Genomic DNA, 17,844 nt, shown 5'->3' with positions numbered 1-17,844 from the left:
GTCCATCATGAAAAATAAAAAATCCTACGTGCGCCTGATCGTCGGCGCCGCGCTGGCAGTGGTGTTCTGCTGGCTGATCGCCCGCAACCTGGAATGGGGCTCGCTGTACCAGACGCTGGCCGCAGCGCGGTCGGGCTGGATCGGCATGGCATTGCTGGCCTTTGCAGTCGGCTACGCCTGCCGTATCTCGCGCTGGCATGCGATGTTGCGGCACGATGCGCCGCAACTCACGCGCATGGCCTGTGCAGGCCCCTTTCTGGCGAGCTTCGCTGCGAACAACGTGTTGCCGTTCCGCGCTGGCGACGTGATGCGTGCATTCGCCTTCAACCGCCGCCTTGGCACCACCTCGGGCACGGTGCTGGCCACGCTGTTTGTCGAACGGCTGCTCGATCTGCTGATGGTGATCGTGATGCTGGGCGGCGCGCTGCTGGCTTTCCAGCTCAATGCCGCAACGTTTGCGCGCTTTGGCGCCGGGTTCCTGTTTGCTGCTGCGCTGGTCATCCTGACCGTCTTGCTGTTTCCGCAGTCGTTTGCGCCGCTGGTGCGGTGGGGCATCAAATCGATCAGCCGCTTTGCGCCGGCCATAGGCGCCAGATTGCTGCAAGAGGCCGACAAAGGCCTGGGCACATTGGCGCAGCTCGCCCGTGGCACCACCATGCTCAAGTTGTTGGGCTGGTCGCTGGCTGCGTGGTTGGCGGAAGGCGGCTTGTTTTACTGCGCGGCTCTCGCCTTGCCCGCCATCGTGACGCCGGCCCTCGCGTGGCTGGCTTTGCCGGTGGGCACGCTGGCAACGCTGATACCGAGTACGCCGGGCTATGTGGGTACGTTTGATTTCCCGGTCAGACTGGCGATGACTGCGTTGCATACCAATAGCGTCGCGGCTGCGACTGCCTTTGCGCTGCTGGTGCATGCATTGCTGTGGCTACCGCCCACCATCCTGGGCGGGCTCTACCTGATTACGCATCGTGCCCCGAAACTTCACTCCGAATTACAGACGGACCCGCAATCATGACTCAGAACACACTTCCCTCCAGCACCCGTGTGGCCGTGATCGGCGGCGGCTTTTCCGGTCTGTCGGCCGCTTATGAACTGGCCAAGAAGGGCATTGCAGTGACGGTGCTGGAGGCCGAGAACGAACTCGGCGGCCTGGCCGCGGCCTTCGACGTGGGCGACGAAAAACTCGACCGCTTTTACCATCATTGGTTTACCAACGATCTGGCCGTCATGGGCCTGATCGACGAGCTGGGCCTGAACGAGCGCGTGGCCATCAACCCCACCAATACCGGGGTGTACTTCGCCAACAACTTCTTCAAGCTGTCCACGCCGATGGACCTGCTCAAGTTCACCCCGCTGCCTTTCCTTGACCGTATCCGTCTGGGCCTGCTGGCGCTGCGCGCACGCAAGGTCGACAACTGGATGGAGCTGGAAAACAAGACTGCATCCGAATGGCTGACCGAGCTGGGCGGCGAGAAAGTCTACAAGGTAGTGTGGGAGCCGTTGCTCAAGGGCAAGTTCGGCCCGGTGGCCGACCAGATTTCCGCGGTATGGTTCTGGAACAAGCTCAAGCTGCGCGGCGGTTCGCGCGGCAAGGGCGGCGAGGAGCGCCTGGCCTACTACAAGGGCGGTTTCGTCGCACTGGCCGAGTCATTGGCGGCGAAGTTCGAATCGCTGGGCGGCATCATCGTCAAGAACACCCCGGTGCAGCGGTTCGAGCAGGTCGATGGCGTGTGGCACGTGCATACGCCACAAGGCGTGTTGCTGGCAGACAACGTGATTGCCACGCCGGCGTTGCCGCTGATTGCCGACATGGTCAAGGATTGGGCCGAGCCCGATTACGTGGCCCGGCTCAACCGCATCCATTACCTCGCCAACGTATGCCTGGTGCTGGAGTTGAAGGAGAGCCTGTCCAAGACCTACTGGCTCAACGTCAACGACCCGACTTTCCCGTTCGTGGCGGTGATCGAGCACACCAACTTCGAGCACGCCGAAACCTACGGCGGCCGGCATATCGTGTACTTGTCCAAGTACCTGCCGCATACCGAAGCGATGTACGGCATGAGCCCGGACGAGGTACTGGAATTCGCGCTGCCGCATATCCAGAAGATGTTCCCGGCGTTTCAGCGTGACTGGATCATCCGCCACAACGTCTGGAAAGCCCGCTGGTCGCAGCCGGTGGTGGAAAAGCGCTATAGCGAGCTGATTCCGGCAGAAGCCGGCCCCAAGCCGGGCCTGTACCTGTGCTCGATGGCGCAGATCTACCCGGAAGACCGCGGCACCAACTATGCAATCCGCGAGGGGCGCAAGCTGGGGCAGAAGCTGGCGGCAACGCTCGCCTGAGTCTGCGCAAACGCGCAGCCATACAAAAGGCCGACTTTACAGTCGGCCTTTTCCGTTGCGCCACCTGTTGATGCCCGGGTTCAGGGGCAGCCGCGGGAGAAAATCTCGATTTCGTCTGATATGCCATGATCGGGCAGCACCATACTTTCCTGGAGCAGTGCAGCTGCCTGCTGCGCGCTGTTTTTCTGGCTGATGACCACTACCTGCGCTGCATGTGGCAGCAAGCTGCGCAATTGCCCGGCATTGCGGTAATCAAGCAGCCAGGTCTGGCCCGAGCGCATCGCCGCCAGCATTGGCGGGCCGCCAAACCAGCGTATGGTGACGTAGCTGTACACCATGAACTCCGGGTACTCGTGCAGCACGAACAGCGCGTGCGGGCACTGCTGCAGCTTGCTGTCGTAGGCGGCGCGCAGTTGCGCATAGGTATTGGGTTTCTCGTCGATGCCACCTTTCTCGTAGCCGAAGAAATTGTGCACCTGGTATAGCGCGATCAGCAGCAACAGGCAGGCAGCCAGCGGGCGCACCGGCATGCTTTGCCAGCGCCGCAGGTACTGCCAGGCAGCCAGCAGCCCGATCGTGATCAGCGCATACAGCGGGAAGACTGCAAGAAACAGCCGTGCCTGGTTGGGGCTGCCTATGCCGGACATCAGCCCCGGCGCCACGGTAATGCCCAGCCACAGCAACAGCAACAGGTGGCCAGCGCTGCGCTGGCGCCATGCCAGCCAGCCACTGCGCAGCAGGCCGGCGAGGAAAAACGGCACCAGAAACTTGGGGTAGAGCACCTCGCCAGACAGCCAGTAGCTGAAGGCCAGATTGACCGAGAACCAGCTATCGGGCTCATTGAGGCCCAGCAGCAGTTTGCCCAGGATCAGCATGTTATCCAGCACCTTGCTGATCACGAACGTGCGTGCCGCTTCGGCGGAGCCCTGCTCGCGGGCTACGTGCAGCAGGCTTTCGCCGCGAGCCAGAAAATACACGTGCAACGATTGGTGCAGATCACCCAGCTGCACCAGCAACAGTGGCAGCAGCCCGGCCACGAAGGCCAGCGCCTGCTTCTTGCCGATCAGGCGGTAGCAAAGCGGTACGCCCAGCGCCAGCAATACCGCCAGCAGGCGCACCGATGTATGCGCATACGGCAGTAGCGATACCGAAAAACCGGCCAGCGCAGCCAGCCAGCATGGTGCCAGTCGTGGCGCCGGCCACGGGGCTCGCAATTGCTCAAGGCGTGGAAACAGGAACGACACCAGGCTGAGGCAAACCAGCAGCAGTGCGCCACCGAAGCCGATGATCACACCCGAGCGCATCATCACCAGAAACCATGGCGATGTACCCAGCAACACGGCCAGCGTAATGGCAAAAGCCAGGCTGCTGCGCCGGCGCAGTGCAAAGTAGGCAAGGCACAGCGCGATGATGCTGAAAATCGCCTGCGGCCAGCGCAGCGCGCCGAGTGTCATGCCACCCTGGCGCAAGCCCAGCTCGATCAGGCTGCCATACAGCGGCGAAAGGCCGGCATTGTGCTGGTACATATCCTGCCAGCGCCAGCCAGCCCAGCCTTGCAATGGATAGGGCGTGTCATCCAGTACCCGGTTGACCTGCGGCCAGATCGACTGCGGCTGGATATGATCGAACCAGCCCGGGTAGCTGCCCAGTTGCCAGACAAAGACCAGCAGCAGCGCTGCCAGTACGCCCATTTCCAGCCATTGCCGGCGACGGAGCAAGATGAGGGCGGCTGTCATGGCAACCCGTCCTGACGACCGTGACTTGGCCGGGTGCAGGGGGCGGGTGCTGGCTTATGGGCATCAAGCAGCGGCATTATCCTTGCAAGCAAGCGGTGCAGTTCAGGCATGACCCGTCCTTCGCGGGGCTGCAATGCATATCCCCGGCATTTGATTCGAAAGGCCACAGGTGCCAGCTGCGCCGCCCCTGTGGTTGTCGGGTAACCGGCTTGCAACCGTACCCCGGTATTACCGGCAGACTGCTGTTGCGGCATCCGCCTATCCGGCGGCACCGTGCAACGGGTTGATGCCCGCTTGTGTGGTCACGGCGTATCGGCCCGGGCCTCGCCCTGCACATTGGCCAACGCTGCGGAGGCCAGTGCAAAGCGTTGCACGGCGGGAATGGCGCGCCGGTACAGCTTGGCAATGCCGATCGGGATGAACAGCCCGGCTGCCAGATAAAGCACCCAGGTCTTTTCCGGTTGATAACGGAAATACACATCCGAAAGCTGCTCGAACTTCACCAAACCCAGCGCGAACAGCAGCAGGTTCAGCAGCAGGAAGGCAAAGAAATGCCAGATCATGATGGCGAAGGTATTGCGGCCGATCAGCAGCAATAGCGATTTTTCGGTGCAGATCTGCGCCAGGAAATGCGCTGCCGCGTAGATCATCAGGATGATGGCCAGCGTGGACAGGACAGGTACCCACACCAGCTCGTTGCCGATATTGCCCAGCAGGATGCTGTAGCTGAGGTTGCCGAAATGCACATTCAGCACATTCACCAGCACAAACAGGCCGATCAGCGCGGCAGGCTTGAGTAGCAGCGGTTTTAACGCCGCCTCGAACACACGGAACAGGTAACCCAGGCCAAAGAAGAAAAAGCCGAAGCCGCAGCGGATCAGTTGCAGGTGCCAGTCGCCGTAGTTGAGTTTGCCCATCTCCAGCAACTGGTAAAACAGCGCCGCGGCAACGAGCATCACCACCAGGTTGCGGCCGAGCTGCTTGCCGAATGCGATCGCCGCCACCACGTTGACCAGATATAGCGTCATCAGGAACCAGGCCGACAGATACAGGTTGAACTGATCTGCCCGCTCGAACACGCCCCAGACCAGGCTGTTCATGTCCATCTCGGCCCCCAGGTTCAGGCCGGCTTTGCGCAGCAATTGCGTGAGCACGCCAAACAGCAGCAGCAAGGCAAGGTAGGGCAGCAACTGTGTGCGGGATTTTCTGGCAATGAAGCGGGCTTTTTCAGCCAGCGCGACTGGTGGCTTGAAGAAATAACCTGAAATGAAAAAGAACAGCCCCATGTGGAACGCATAGGCCGGATAGAACAGGAAGGCAGGTTGATGGCTATGCCCCATCAACACGAAAATGATGCCGATCGCCAGCATCAGGTCGAATTGCGTGTTTCTCATCATCGTCTCCTCGAACGGTCAGCTTTTATTTGGCTGACTCGGCGGGTGTCGATGGCTTTCGGTGGACTTATTGGCTAACACCCTCGCAGGCAGGATAGCAAAATGTATCAAGCCTGATACATGCGGATGGCATGGATACACCAATGGTGTGGTTTAAATGCAAAAAGTTATTATTAATCAATATCATACGAATGATTCCTCACTGTGGAGACTTCACGGATGACATGAAAAAAACCGGCGCCGGGCCGGTTTTTTCTTTGCAACACCGGCAGCGCCGGCCTTACTGCACCCGGTAAATCCGCGTGTTGTCCTTGGGGCTGCTGAATACCAGCGGAAAGGTCTGGCCGATGAGGATTTCATTGGTCGGATATTCGCGTGAATTGCGGTTGGCATCGTCCACCACGATGTAGTTGATATGCTCGCCGCGGGCAATCAACTGCAGCTCCTCGCGGCTGGTGGTGCTGTACATCTGCTTTTGCCAGCGGCCGCGTGTTTCGGTGTCGTAGCCGGCAGACCACGCGTAATACGGCCAGCCGTTATAGATCGGCCGCCCGGCAAACTGGGCCGAATGCAACACCGAGAAATCGGTAAGGAATACATCGCGCGGCTTGGTGTTCTGTTTGATCCAGTTCACTACCGGGTCGTCCATCGGCAGCACCACATTGCCCTGGTTCATGTTGTACAGCGTCTTGAGGTCGACGAAGCCGGTGATGGTCAGCAGCACCGTCAGCAAGACGGCCAGCGCCTTGAGCGCGCCATCCCGGCTGAAAAAGAAGCGTGCCAGCAGGGCGGCGATGAACACATTGCCCAGCATCACCGCAATCATGATGAACTTGTGGTTGGCGTTGATATCGGTGGTCAGCGATACCGTGCTGGCAAAGATGAACGGGGCCATGAACGCCAGCGCCAGCCAGCGCGTACCGCGCGGTGCCCCGCAAACGGCGATCAGCAGCAGCGGGATGAATACGCCCAGCAGCTCCAGATTGAATGCGGTTACGCCGGGCCAGGTCTTGAACTCGGCCAGGAAGCCGAAGTACAGGGTCGGGTTGACTGCGGATGCACCGCCCCCGATGAACAGCTTGGACTGCAAGACCGACAACACGACAGCAATCACCGCGATCAGCAGGAATTCCAGCCGGCGGTTGCAGGCCAGTGCCAGCACGAACAGCACGATCAGCGTGGTGATCACCACTGCGCCGTTCCAGAAACCGATGGCGCCCAGCAGCACGCCCAGCGTGACTGCGCGGCGCCAGTCGCCCACCAGCCAGCCATCGAGCGTGGCAAAGCTGGCCTTCAGCCGGCCACCGAAGCCCTGCGCGGCAGCGCGCGCCGCGATGTTCTGCTGCAGCAAGGGCAGCAAGGCCAGCAGCAACAGCACCATCACCGAAATCGAGAACGCAAAATGGCGCTGGTTGGCGTAGACGTTCTGCGCCCACAGCCCCCAGCTTTCGTTCTGGGTTTTGCCGATATGCAGCGATACGTTCCACAGCGATGTCCACAGATCTCCGTTGAGGTGATCCTTGGCAAAGCTGAAGAATGCGAACGAGCTGCGGAAAATGAACAGCACGCCGGTCAGCACACCGGCCAGGCGCGAGCCCACCACGGCCACCGCCAGTACGTACAGCAGCATGAACAGGCTGACCAGCGACAGGATGCTGGGGATGTTGAACGCCCAGTCGATACGGAAACCCAGTGCTTCAAGCGTGGCGGTCAGGAACTGGAACAGGAAGTGATAGCGGATGGTGCCATCCGGGTAATGCGGGTATTGCGGCGGAAAATTCTCGCCAAACGAGAACGAGCGGATCATCGCCAGGTGCGGGCCGAAATCGCTCCACACGGTGCTGCCCACGAACAGCGCGCCATCTTTCACCATCAGCGTGTGCCAGGCAATGAAGCTGGAAATCAGCAGCGCGCCGAGCACATACGCGCCTTCCAGGCTCCATAGCGCCCGTAGCGCGCTGCGGCCTTTCTGCCGCCACGCCAGCCAGCCGGTGCGTTCCGCCCAGATCAGCCCACCGGCGATCACCGCGAACAGCACCAGCGAGAGATAGGCACCGGTTTTCATGCTGCGAGCGAAGTCGCAGGCAAAGAAGGTGGTCCAGTTCACCACCAGCGCACCCAGCAGCCACGCAGCCGGCAGGCGGATCATCCACTGCGGCAGGCGGATGGCAGTGCCGAATACGCTGTGCCGTTGCGGCACATCGAGCAACCAGGGGAAGGCGGCGCGCAGCAGGCGGTCGCCCAGGACGAAAACAATCAGCAGGTACAGCACGGCCGGCATGGCGCTCTCCGGTCAGGGATTCTTGGTATCGGGGTTGGAAAGGGCTTCTTCGCTGACGATGTAGCGCGGGCGGCCCTTCACTTCGTCATAAATGCGCGCAAGATAGGTGCCGATGATGCCCAGGCTGAACATCAGCGCGCTGCCGATGATCAGCTGCAGCAGGATCACCGTGGTAAAACCGCTGAATGCATGGCCGGAAAACTTCATGTACAGCGTCTGGATGGCAATACCCAGCGACACCACGAAGAACACCCCGCCCAGCAAGGTGACGATCTGCAGCGGCAGTGCCGAGAACGCGGTGATGGCCGAGATGAACAGCTTGCCCAGCTTCCACGGCGACCACTTGGTGACGCCCTCGGTACGCGGTGCCACCTCGAATGGCAGGCGGAAGCGCTTGAAGCCCACCCAAGCCGACATGCCGCGGAAAAAGGTATCGCGCTCGGTCAGCTCCTGCCAGGCATCGACCGCGCGCCGGTCCATCAGCTTGAAATCCGATGCACCACGCAGATCGAAGCCGGACAGCTTGTGGAACAGCTTGTAGAACGCATGCGCACCCAGCTTGTAGGTGCCGCTTTCGCGCCCGCGCGATGCCTTCACACCCTCGACCACATCCCAGCCTTCACGCCATAGCCTGACCATTTCCGGAATGCAGGTTGGCGGGTGCTGCAGGTCGGCATCCATCACCACCACGGCATCGCCGCGCGTGGCTTCCAGCCCCGCGCATAGCGCGGCTTCCTTGCCGAAATTGCGCGACAGCCGCAAGGCACGGATGGCCGGCAGGTCTTGCGACAGCCGCTGCAACGCTTCCCAGCTGTTGTCGCGCGAGCCATCGTCCACCAGCACGAATTCATGCTCGATGCCGTGTTCACCCAGCAGTGCGTGCACGGTGCGCACGCTGGCCTCGATATGCGGGCCTTCGTGGTACACGGGCATTACGATGGAAATGAGTCTGCCCATGGCATCACCTGTAAATCACGCGCTTGTAGATCACAAAATTCCAGCCCACCACCATGACCATCACGATGGGCTTGGCGTATAGCGGATCAAGCCCCAGCCCGTGCGACAGCGCGTACAGCACCGCGTTACTGGCCAGCAGGTTGAAACCGAGCAGGATGGTGTAGCCGGTGAGCTGGCGGCGGATGCCGCCGCGCGACTGGAACGTCCAGCTGCGGTTCAGCCAGAAATTGAAGCCGAACACCAGCAGGTAGACCACGGTATTGGCCACCAGATAGCGCCAGCCCAGGCCTTTGAGCGTCAGCGCAAACAGCCCGTATTCCATGGCTGCCGACAGCCCGCCGGTAATCACGTAGCGGGCAAACTGGCCGATTGCCGGGCGCGCCATGGTGGTCACCGGCGGCGTACCCAGAAGCCCACCGGCGGCTGGCCGGCCTGGCTGAAGTTCAGCCACGCATAGCTGCTGCCGATTTCCTGTTGCCACTTGCTCCAGGCGGCAGTATTGGCGGTGTCCTTGGCATTCCACACGATGTAGCGCACGTCATGCGCCAGCAGCCAGGTACGGGCGTCCGGCAGCGTGCCGGCGTAGAAGGAGCGGATGCCATCGCGCACGATCCACGCCTCCGGCACGTTGCCATGCCAGGTCATCAGGTGCGACGGCCAGCCCAGCAGCGAGGGTTTCACCGCGAAGATCGCGTACACGGTGCCGTCGTTGAACGCGTCGGTATACAGGTTTTCCATCACCACGCCGTCCGGCGCGGTGTTCAGGTAACGGAACATGTCGCGCGCGGTGTCGTCGTTGGTATAGGTTGCGTGAGCGTACAGCTTGCCCTTGTCCCGCGAACCTTCGCCCTGAAACGCCGAGTAGTAGATGTAATTGCCCACATCGACGATGTAATAGCAGGTGATCGCCAGCGAAATACCCACCACCCAGCGTATTGCGCGCGATGGAGAGCCCAGCAGGATGCCGCCCAGCGAGATCAGCGCGCCGGTCCAGATCCAGCCCCACCACTTCATCGTAGTGTTGGTGCGCTCGTATTTGCCGCCGGAGGGATCATCCACAAAGATGAATTCGGAAACGAACAGCATCGCACCAAAAGCGAGTGCAAAGTAGGTGGCCAGCCGGCGCGTTTCGCTGCGGACCATGCCGATACCGATCATCAGCAGCATTGGCCAGTGTTGCGCCAGGAATTGCCGCCACGGCGTATGGTCATCCCACGGGACGATCTTGAACGGCGTGGCCAGCGATTTGGCAGCAAAACCGGCCAGGAACGGGTATAGCAGGATGAAAGACACCAGCCCGCCGGCAATCAGCGCCGGCCAGTCGGTATCAGTAACCGATGGCTCGGTTCTTTTCTTGTCGCGCGTGCGCCAGATCGCCCAGCCCGCCACCAGCAGCGCCTGCAGCGGGAAGATCCAGGTATTGGTGGCGATGGTGACGGGCACGCTGAACGCCAGTAGTGCGGTATTGGCACGGCGGTTGCCCACGCCTTTTTCCAGCATGCCGATCAGCGCCAATGCCAGCGCCAGCAGGAAGAACCCCCCCAGCGGCGGGTGGTAGTCACCCAGGAAGTACTGGTAGCCGAAGCCTTCCATCGGCAGCTCGCGCCGCTCGAAGCCCGGCGAGATCGGCTGGCTGAGGAAGAGCTTGCGGCCGATCTCGGTATTGGTCTGGTCGTGGTCGTACAGGCCGATGAAGCGCGCGCTGCCCCACATGCGGTTGTTGGATTCGCCCCAGGCGCCGGCATCCGCGCTGCGCACCAGGTGCACGAACGGGGTGGCACCGGTGCCGCCGATGATCAGCGTGGCCACCAGCAATACTTTCCAGCCGGTATGGCGGATGAAACGGCCGCCGAAATCCCAGGTCAGCGCCACTGTCATGCCCATCAGCAGCGGCATGGCAAAGTTGTACGACAGGCCCGGCGACAGATTGAAAATCCTCCCCATCAGCGCTGCGCCATAGTGCTGGAACGCGTAGTAGTAATCGAATACCCGTTGCGGAAACCAGTGATCCGGCGGCGGCAGCGTGGCGCCCGGCAGGTAGTTGGTGATGAAGAACAGGTCGGTAATGCGCTCGGATGTCGGGTAGATGGAGGGGAAAATCCATTTCCACACCAGCCCGTAGGCCACGAACACCCAGAACACCAGTTCGGCGCGGATGAAGCGATCTGCTTTCAGCCTGTCACGGTTCCACCACAGCACCGCCAGCGAGCCCGCGGTGCTGATCGGCCACAGCCAGCCCAGCTTGCCCAGGCCCTGGAAGTGCTCGATGAAGAAGCACGCCAGCGTGAACGCCAGGATGCCGCCGGCACGCGCCACGTGGAATGATTGCACCCAGCGCGACAGCAACGCCGATACCGCTGCAAAGTGCAGCAGGATCAGCGCCAGCGTGAAAAAGTAGTAAATGGCAGACATGGTTGATCTCGAACCGGAATGGGCTAGGGCGGGTTAATAGTAAAGGCGCTTGAACACACCGTACTGGTCGGGCGCGGTGCCCCACAACGGGATCCACACGTAATCGGGCGCCAACTGCTGCTGCAGCGTGGCCAGCGTTTGCGGGCCGCGGGCGGTATCGAATTTGCTCCACACCACGTAGCGCACGTTCTGCGTTTTCAGCCAGTCGCGCGCGGTGGGCAGCTCGCCCTGGTAGAGCGCACGTATGGCCTCGGCGCGTTGCGCCATGTACGCCGGGTTGGCGCGCCACAGGTTGATATGATCCACCCAGCCCATTGCCGATGGCTGGCCCGAATGCAGCGCAAACGCGCTGGCGTTGCTGTACGAGCCGCGCTCGAAGCTTTCCAGTACGTTGCCGCGCGGCGCGGTGCGCAGCCAGTTGAGGATGGTGCGGTTGGTTTCATCCGCGCGCAGCCAGCCATCGCCCTGCAGGCGGCCAGCACTTTGCAGCCCGCCCTTGATCGATGCCTTCCAGTGCAACGCCTGCGGGATCAGGTACAGCGATACCAGCAGTACCGGCACCAGCGCCAGCACGCGCGCCCATTTCTGCTGGCTGGACACCACCAGCGCGGTCAGCCACAGCAGTGCCACCGGGTACAGCCACGACCACCACTTGAGTACAGTATTGAAACGCTGGTAACGGCCCCCCATCGGATCGTCGATGACGATGAATTCGGTGATCAGCCACACCATGGTCACGAAAATGCCGGACCAGAAAACCAGCCGTTGCCGCGGCCCATGCAGAATGGCCAGTACCACCAGCCACAGCACCGGCCACCAGATGGCCAAGCCTTGCCGCCATGGTGTGTGATCGAGCCTGTCGGTCAGTGCAATCGGCGTGGCCAGTGCGTTGGGAACGAATTCGGTCAGGTAGGGATAGATCAGCACCATCACCGTCAGCGCGCCGGCCACCAGCCAGCGCCAGTGCATCACCTGCTTGCCCGTCCAGCGGTACAGCAGCCAGCACACCACCAGGAAGCCCTGCACCGGCAGTGCCCAGATATTGAGCGCCAGCGGCAAGGCCAGCGTACTGCCGATGGCAAACAGCAGTGGCCGCGGGTCTTCGCCTTCCTCGGGTTTTTCCAGTCGCGCAAACAGCCCCAGCGTGAAGAACACCAGGATGAAGCTCGCCAGCGGCGGGTGCAGGTCACCCAGGTACAGATAATAAGATAGCGTTTCCAGCGGCAGATCGCGCGGCTCGAACCCCGGCACCGGCGCGGTTTCCATCGTCATCTTGGGGAACAGCTTCTGGCCGAAGACGGTGGTGATGTCCTGGTCGAACATGCCGGCAAAGCGCGTATTGCCCCACATCTGCGCGATGGTGTTGTCCGGGTTGTACAGCATGGGCAGCAGCGGCGACACACCGGTGCCGCCCACGATCACACCCACCACGATGGCCGTCTTTACCCAGGTGCTGGTGACGAAACGGCTGACCACGCTCCAGGCCAGGCTGCCCAGCAGCGCAAACACCACCACGTCGCCCAGGTTCATCGCCATGCCCGGGCCTACGCCCAGCCAGCGGCCCAGCAGCGCGGTGCAGTAATGCAGGTAGCTGTAGTAGAAGTTGAACTTGTAGCCCGGCAGCCACTGATCGGGCGGGGGCAGGCTGTCGCCATTGATGTAGTTGGCAACGAAGTACAGGTCGGCCAGGTGCTCGGTGCCGCCATCGATATTGGGGAACGCAAAGCGCCACGCCAGTGCCCAGAAGAACGGCACGATGAAGGGCAGCTCGCTGCGCCAGAACGCGGTACTCACCAGCTTGCCGCGCAGCAGCGCCACGGCGGCAATGCTGGTCAGCGGCCACAGCCACGCCAGCTTGCCCAGACCGAACAGGTGCTCGACGAAGAACAGCGGTGTACAGACCGCCAGGATGCCAGCTGCACGTGCGAGATGACGGTCGCCAAACCAGCGCGCAAACAGCTGTGCCAGCGCGGCAGAATTGACGAACAGGATCGCTACCGTCAGCGCGAGGTAGATTGCGTTCACTTCCACTCCTCCAGCGGAACAGCCGACGCGGCATGCAGTGCCGGTTCTGGCGTTCCCGATTCCCAAGCTGCGGCGTGATGCCGCGCCCGATGTGATCGTACCGGTTTGCTCAGATGAGCGGCCGGTTTTTTGTTGTAAGGGCCGAGCTTACTACAACATTCGCCCAGGGTCATGCCGCCAATGGTCGGTTGGGCCGCTTTGCAACTTGCCCATGTGAGCCAGTTCGCGTTTCAATCGCGCCCATGTTGCATTCCACCCCCCTCTCGTGCCGCCCGCGCTGCGGCGCCTGCTGCATTGCGCCATCCATCTCCAGCCCGATCCCGGGCATGGAGGGCGGCAAGCCCGCGGGCGTGCCATGTATCCAGCTCGATGAAAATTTGCAGTGTAAAATCTTCGGTCATCCAGATCGGCCAGCCGTTTGCGCGGGATTGCAACCGTCGTTTGAGATGTGCGGCGAGAATAAAGGACAGGCGATGTTTTATTTAACACAACTTGAAATTGCCACCGATCCTAGGGGCTCAGTCAGCAATGGATCATTGAAGTGATAATGGCTCAGATCGTCCAAAAGAAGCCGTATAATGCCGTGATTACAAAATTTAAATTTTGGCGGGAAGGTGCATTAGATGGGAACTTCCGTAGAACTCTGCGTTGGTAACATATCATTATCTTACTCTAAGAACTTCATGGGGATGGATTACGGGTTCTTATTTCAGCAGGGTGATATCTTCCGCCGCAAGACGGACTCAATAAATTACAGTTATTACGAAGAACATCCTGAAGAGAACGGAGAGCTTGATGAAGCTGAGGAACTCTTTGCAAGAACTCTTTCTCGCATATTGCCTCGTCTTGAAATACTAGGCTTCACTCTTGAAGCAGCACGCGCTGAATATCAAGCGGTGGTCGCGGAAGCAGTCGATATAGATTGCTTTGGCGAGCCAGAAGAGCAGAAAAACGAGTATCTTACGTTTGAAGAATTTTGCAATTTAGCTTGCCGCTATCCGCTAATCGATCTGAAAAGCGGTTACGTTAAGTATGAAACGCCAGACAGAAACACGCTTTCACAAGGGCGGTTTGCCGCTGAGATCAACGTATTTGAGCGAATTCCCAGAACTGACAATTTTGATTCTTATTGGTCAGAAACTAGCTTCCTTTCTGCGAGAGTTTGCATTCTGAGTGCTGAGTCGATGCTTCAGATCTTTGCTCTGAACGCGGCCAATGCTGAAGTTGAGGTCACGTGGGCGTTTGGCCCCATTGTCTATGCCGGTTGGGTTCAACGTGAGGCATTTCAGCCCGGGGTGCGCCAAAAACAAAAAATTTTGATCGCAACCGAGGGAGCATCTGACGCACGCATCATGCGGCGATCACTAAATATTCTCCGCCCAGATGTCGCAGATTTTTTCAATTTCGTGGATGTCGATGAACGCCATCATTTCTGGGGAACTGGTAATCTCGTCAAATTTGCAGAGGGGCTTTTGCGAATTGACGTTCTCAATCAGGTCTTGTTCGTTTTCGACAACGATGCGGAGGGTGTTGACGCTTTTCGCAAGCTAGAAAAACTGAAACTACCTGCGAATATGCGAGCGATGCTCTTACCCGATCTTGAGGAATTTAGGGCATTCTCCACCCTCGGTCCGGAAGGCGTTAGCGTATCTGACATCAATGGACGAGCCGCAGCAATTGAATGCTATCTCGACCTCGACCTTGGTGTGGAAAAAAATCCAGCCCCTCAGATTACATGGAGTAACTTCAAGAAAGACATCGACGCATGGCATGGGGCGTTGGATTTCAAAGAGGCCTATTCAAAGCATTTCTACAATCAGCATGACGATCAATTGCGAAATGGTAGCTACAATGTTTCTAAGATATTGAAATTACTTGATGCACTGGTAAAACAGGCTGGATTGGTAACTCCAGTGATTTGAGGGGCAACGCTTGCTTCTCTTGCTGATGCGTCCCAAGTTGTTGTCTAACAAGGTGTTCTTGCCGACGAGCCAAGGCGCGCATGGCTGCACTTGGTCGTACCTAAATGTCTGTCTCTTCAAACCAGCTATTTCCGCCTTGGGTCGCTTGCTCCCTGTCAGTTGTTTGTTATCGGTTACTTAAGACCTAAACTATGCAAATAATGCACACGTCGAAATTTTGATACTGAGCATTAAGCGTAGGAAAGTACATGACAGGTCCGCTAGGGCTGCAGTTAATTTTTTCTGCGATACGTTCTAAAAACGTCCAAACAATGATTGAAAAAAAACAAACACGACTCTAGTTATGTATGAACATAATTACCCAACGGCAAGCTCGCTGGCGTGCCGTGTATCCAGCTCGATGATGAATTGCGCTGCAAGCTGTTCGGTGATCCGCGCCGGCCTGCGGTATGTGGCGGGCTGCAGCCCGAGCGGGAGATGTGCGGGGAGAGTGCGGTGGCGGCGATGACTTGGCTCACGAGGCTGGAGGCGGCAACCAGCCCCTGTTGATCCAAGTCCGCCAGATGCCGGCGGCAGCGGCGCCTGTGACCAGTATCTGCCTCAGCGGTCGAAAATGACCAACACCCCATTGCTGCTTGCTGCCACAGCATGTGCAACGCCCACCGGCACGATGAACAATTCGCCGGCGCGCACGGTGATCGCATCGCTGCCCACGGTCAGGTTCAGCTGGCCTTCGATCACCAGCAGTGCTTCGGCGTAGTCGTGTGTTTCTTCAGGGTAGGGGCTGCCATCCATGCGCAGCACCTTGAGATTGGCGTCGCCTGTACTTGCCAGCACTTTGGATCGCCATGGAGTTGACGTATCCACGCGTGCCTGAAGATTGATGGGGTTCATTGTTGCTGTGCCAGATTCTGTTGCGGCGGGCAGATGATGCTTGGGCGGGTCATCGCCCACCCCGCTCCGTTTTGATGAAGCCACCCGTTGCGTGCTTCGGTCGCCCGTAGCGCATGGCCTCACAGCCTGAACCGCGTCACCGACGCGCGCAATTCGCCCGCCAGTCGCTCCAGTGCGCGTACATCATCGTTGGCGGCGCGGACGGATTCGGCTGAATCCTCCACCATGCGCGCAATGCGCTCCACATTGCTGGCCACATTGGCGCTGGCCTGGCTTTGTTCGGAGGTGGAATGCGCAACGTCGCGGATTTTCGCCAGCGTATCGAGCGTGCCGGCATTGATTTCGTGCAGCGCTGCCGCTGCCTGGCCGGCCTTGGCCACGCCTTGCGCCACCTGTGGGGTGATGGCGTTCATGCTGCCCACTACCGAGCCGGTATCCTGCTGGATGCCCTGGATCATGCCGGCGATCTGCCCGGTGGCCTGGCCGGTGCGCTCGGCCAGCTTGCGCACTTCATCGGCGACCACCGCAAAGCCGCGGCCCTGCTCGCCGGCGCGTGCGGCCTCGATGGCGGCGTTCAATGCCAGCAGATTGGTCTGGTCGGCAATGTCCTTGATCACGCCGACGATGCCGCTGATTTCGTTGGAGCGCTCCACCAGCCCGGCGATCAGCTGCGATGCTTCGGTGACATCGCCGGCAATGCGCTGGATTTCGCTGGATGCCTGCGTGACGAGATCGGCCCCTTCGTTGGCAAGCTCGGTCGAGCGCACCGAGTTCTGTTCGCTTTCGCGTGCGCTGTCCGAGATCTGCGTCACGCTGACCGACATCTGCTCGATGGCGGCAGCGGTGGCCGCCGTGGCATCGGATGACTGGCGCGATGCGGTATTGATCTGTTCCATCTGCCGGCTGAGGCTTTGCGCGGATTCACCCAACTGGCCGGCACCCTGCTGGATGCCCTGGATCATTTGCCGCAGATTGGCCTGCATGCTGGCCATGGCGCCCAGCAGGCTGCCGCTGGCGGCGTTGCCGGCAATCTGCCGGCCGAGATCGCCACTGGCGATGGCCGTGGCCACTTCGGCTGCATAGGCGGGCTCGCCGCCCAGCTGCCGGTAGATGCTGCGCGACATCAGTACCGCCAGCGTCACCACCGCCGCCACGATGGCAATGCCCACCAGCAGGAAGGTCAGCGCCGAGCGCCAGAAGGCCTTGTCCACGTCATCGAGGAATACGCCGAAGCCGACGATCCAGTCCCAGCCCTGGATGCGGATCAGCCCGTTGAGCTTGGGTACTTCCTCGTTGCCGCCGGGGCGTTTGGTGGTCAGTTCCACATAGCCGAAATCGCTGCCGGTCAGCGCGTCCAGATAAGCCTGCATGCTGGTACGCCCGTCCGGCAGTTTGCTGCCCGGGTCTTTCTTGCCCTGCTTGCGCGGGTCCGGGTGCACCAGCACCGTGCTATCCGGCAGGCGCACGAACAGGTAATCATCGCCCACGCGCAAGGCGCTGACCGCGGCGCGGGCTTGCGCCTGCGCTTCTTCCTTGCCGAGTTTGCCGGCGGCTTGCTGCGCCTTGAAGTGGTTGATCTGGTTGGCGGCCATGTCCAGCACCAGTTTGATCTCGGTGCGGCGCTCGCTCAGCATGGTGCTGCGTATGGTGGTCAGCGCCAGCGTGGCGACGATGACAAGGCCGATCACCGTGCAGCCGATCAGCAATGTCAGGCGGGTGGAAAGTTTCACGGGGTATTCCTGTTTTAAACATCAGTAATTGCTGATGGATTTTGCCCGTTATCGCACCGTCATGGCGCACTATCTGTGTATGTGTTTTCAGCAATGCCCGCCAGCGCCATCATGCATTACCGCCATTCGTCCGCCGGAACGCATGATGGCGCGCTG

13 protein-coding genes are annotated in these 17,844 nt (G+C 60.2%); 4 read left to right on the top strand and 9 right to left on the bottom strand.

The genetic code is table 11. The features are described 5' to 3' along the window. Positions 1-7: 7 nt before the first annotated feature. Together IGB42_RS04115 and IGB42_RS04110 are read left to right on the top strand one after the other, a co-directional pair. Positions 8-1,012, top strand: coding sequence for a lysylphosphatidylglycerol synthase transmembrane domain-containing protein (locus IGB42_RS04115; RefSeq protein WP_159667211.1), 1,005 nt, complete (start codon positions 8-10; stop codon positions 1,010-1,012). After that, complete coding sequence (locus IGB42_RS04110) at positions 1,009-2,337, top strand: NAD(P)/FAD-dependent oxidoreductase (protein ID WP_159667208.1); 1,329 nt, start codon at positions 1,009-1,011, stop codon at positions 2,335-2,337. The genes IGB42_RS04115 and IGB42_RS04110 overlap by 4 nt, the downstream gene beginning before the upstream one ends. 80 nt (positions 2,338-2,417) lie before the next feature. Here IGB42_RS04110 and IGB42_RS04105 read toward each other — a convergent pair whose 3' ends face one another. From IGB42_RS04105 to IGB42_RS04075, 7 genes are all read right to left on the bottom strand, one after another. Continuing rightward, a complete protein-coding gene (locus IGB42_RS04105; protein WP_159667205.1) occupies positions 2,418-4,073 on the bottom strand; it encodes a hypothetical protein in 1,656 nt (551 codons plus the stop codon). Between the two features lie 302 nt (positions 4,074-4,375). Then, positions 4,376-5,467 carry an acyltransferase family protein gene (locus IGB42_RS04100; RefSeq protein WP_159667202.1) on the bottom strand — a complete coding sequence of 364 codons (1,092 nt, stop codon included), beginning with the start codon at positions 5,465-5,467 and terminating at the stop codon, positions 4,376-4,378. 280 nt (positions 5,468-5,747) lie between these two features. Next, positions 5,748-7,748 carry a hypothetical protein gene (locus IGB42_RS04095; RefSeq protein WP_159667199.1) on the bottom strand — a complete coding sequence of 667 codons (2,001 nt, stop codon included), beginning with the start codon at positions 7,746-7,748 and terminating at the stop codon, positions 5,748-5,750. A gap of 12 nt (positions 7,749-7,760) precedes the next feature. Then, positions 7,761-8,705 carry a glycosyltransferase family 2 protein gene (locus tag IGB42_RS04090; protein WP_159667196.1) on the bottom strand — a complete coding sequence of 315 codons (945 nt, stop codon included), beginning with the start codon at positions 8,703-8,705 and terminating at the stop codon, positions 7,761-7,763. Between the two features lie 4 nt (positions 8,706-8,709). Next, positions 8,710-9,090 carry a GtrA family protein gene (locus IGB42_RS04085; protein WP_159667193.1) on the bottom strand — a complete coding sequence of 127 codons (381 nt, stop codon included), beginning with the start codon at positions 9,088-9,090 and terminating at the stop codon, positions 8,710-8,712. A 5-nt stretch (positions 9,091-9,095) separates the two neighbouring features. Further along, on the bottom strand, positions 9,096-11,117 hold the full coding sequence (locus IGB42_RS04080; protein ID WP_159667190.1) for a DUF2298 domain-containing protein: 2,022 nt from the start codon (positions 11,115-11,117) through the stop codon (positions 9,096-9,098). A gap of 33 nt (positions 11,118-11,150) precedes the next feature. Then, the gene (locus tag IGB42_RS04075) at positions 11,151-13,142 is read right to left on the bottom strand and encodes a DUF2298 domain-containing protein (RefSeq protein ID WP_159667187.1); all 1,992 of its coding nucleotides are present in this window, start codon (positions 13,140-13,142) and stop codon (positions 11,151-11,153) included. Between the two features lie 113 nt (positions 13,143-13,255). Here IGB42_RS04075 and IGB42_RS04070 point away from each other — a divergent pair, with 113 nt between their 5' ends. Next, on the top strand, positions 13,256-13,687 hold the full coding sequence (locus tag IGB42_RS04070; protein ID WP_308419203.1) for a YkgJ family cysteine cluster protein: 432 nt from the start codon (positions 13,256-13,258) through the stop codon (positions 13,685-13,687). A gap of 78 nt (positions 13,688-13,765) precedes the next feature. Continuing rightward, positions 13,766-15,064 (top strand): HEPN/Toprim-associated domain-containing protein, encoded by a 1,299-nt coding sequence (locus tag IGB42_RS04065; protein WP_159667181.1) that lies wholly within the window; start codon positions 13,766-13,768, stop codon positions 15,062-15,064. A gap of 600 nt (positions 15,065-15,664) precedes the next feature. Here the strand turns inward: IGB42_RS04065 and IGB42_RS04060 are convergent. Further along, positions 15,665-15,901 (bottom strand): cupin domain-containing protein, encoded by a 237-nt coding sequence (locus IGB42_RS04060; RefSeq protein WP_201799815.1) that lies wholly within the window; start codon positions 15,899-15,901, stop codon positions 15,665-15,667. 176 nt (positions 15,902-16,077) lie between these two features. After that, positions 16,078-17,688, bottom strand: coding sequence for a methyl-accepting chemotaxis protein (locus IGB42_RS04055; RefSeq protein WP_159667175.1), 1,611 nt, complete (start codon positions 17,686-17,688; stop codon positions 16,078-16,080). Between the last annotated feature and the right edge of the window lie 156 nt (positions 17,689-17,844).

The organism is Andreprevotia sp. IGB-42 (genome assembly GCF_009848685.1).
Classification (GTDB): domain Bacteria; phylum Pseudomonadota; class Gammaproteobacteria; order Burkholderiales; family Chitinibacteraceae; genus Andreprevotia.
Note: the sequence above shows the minus strand (reverse complement) of the source record. Positions and strands in the feature narration are given on the sequence as shown.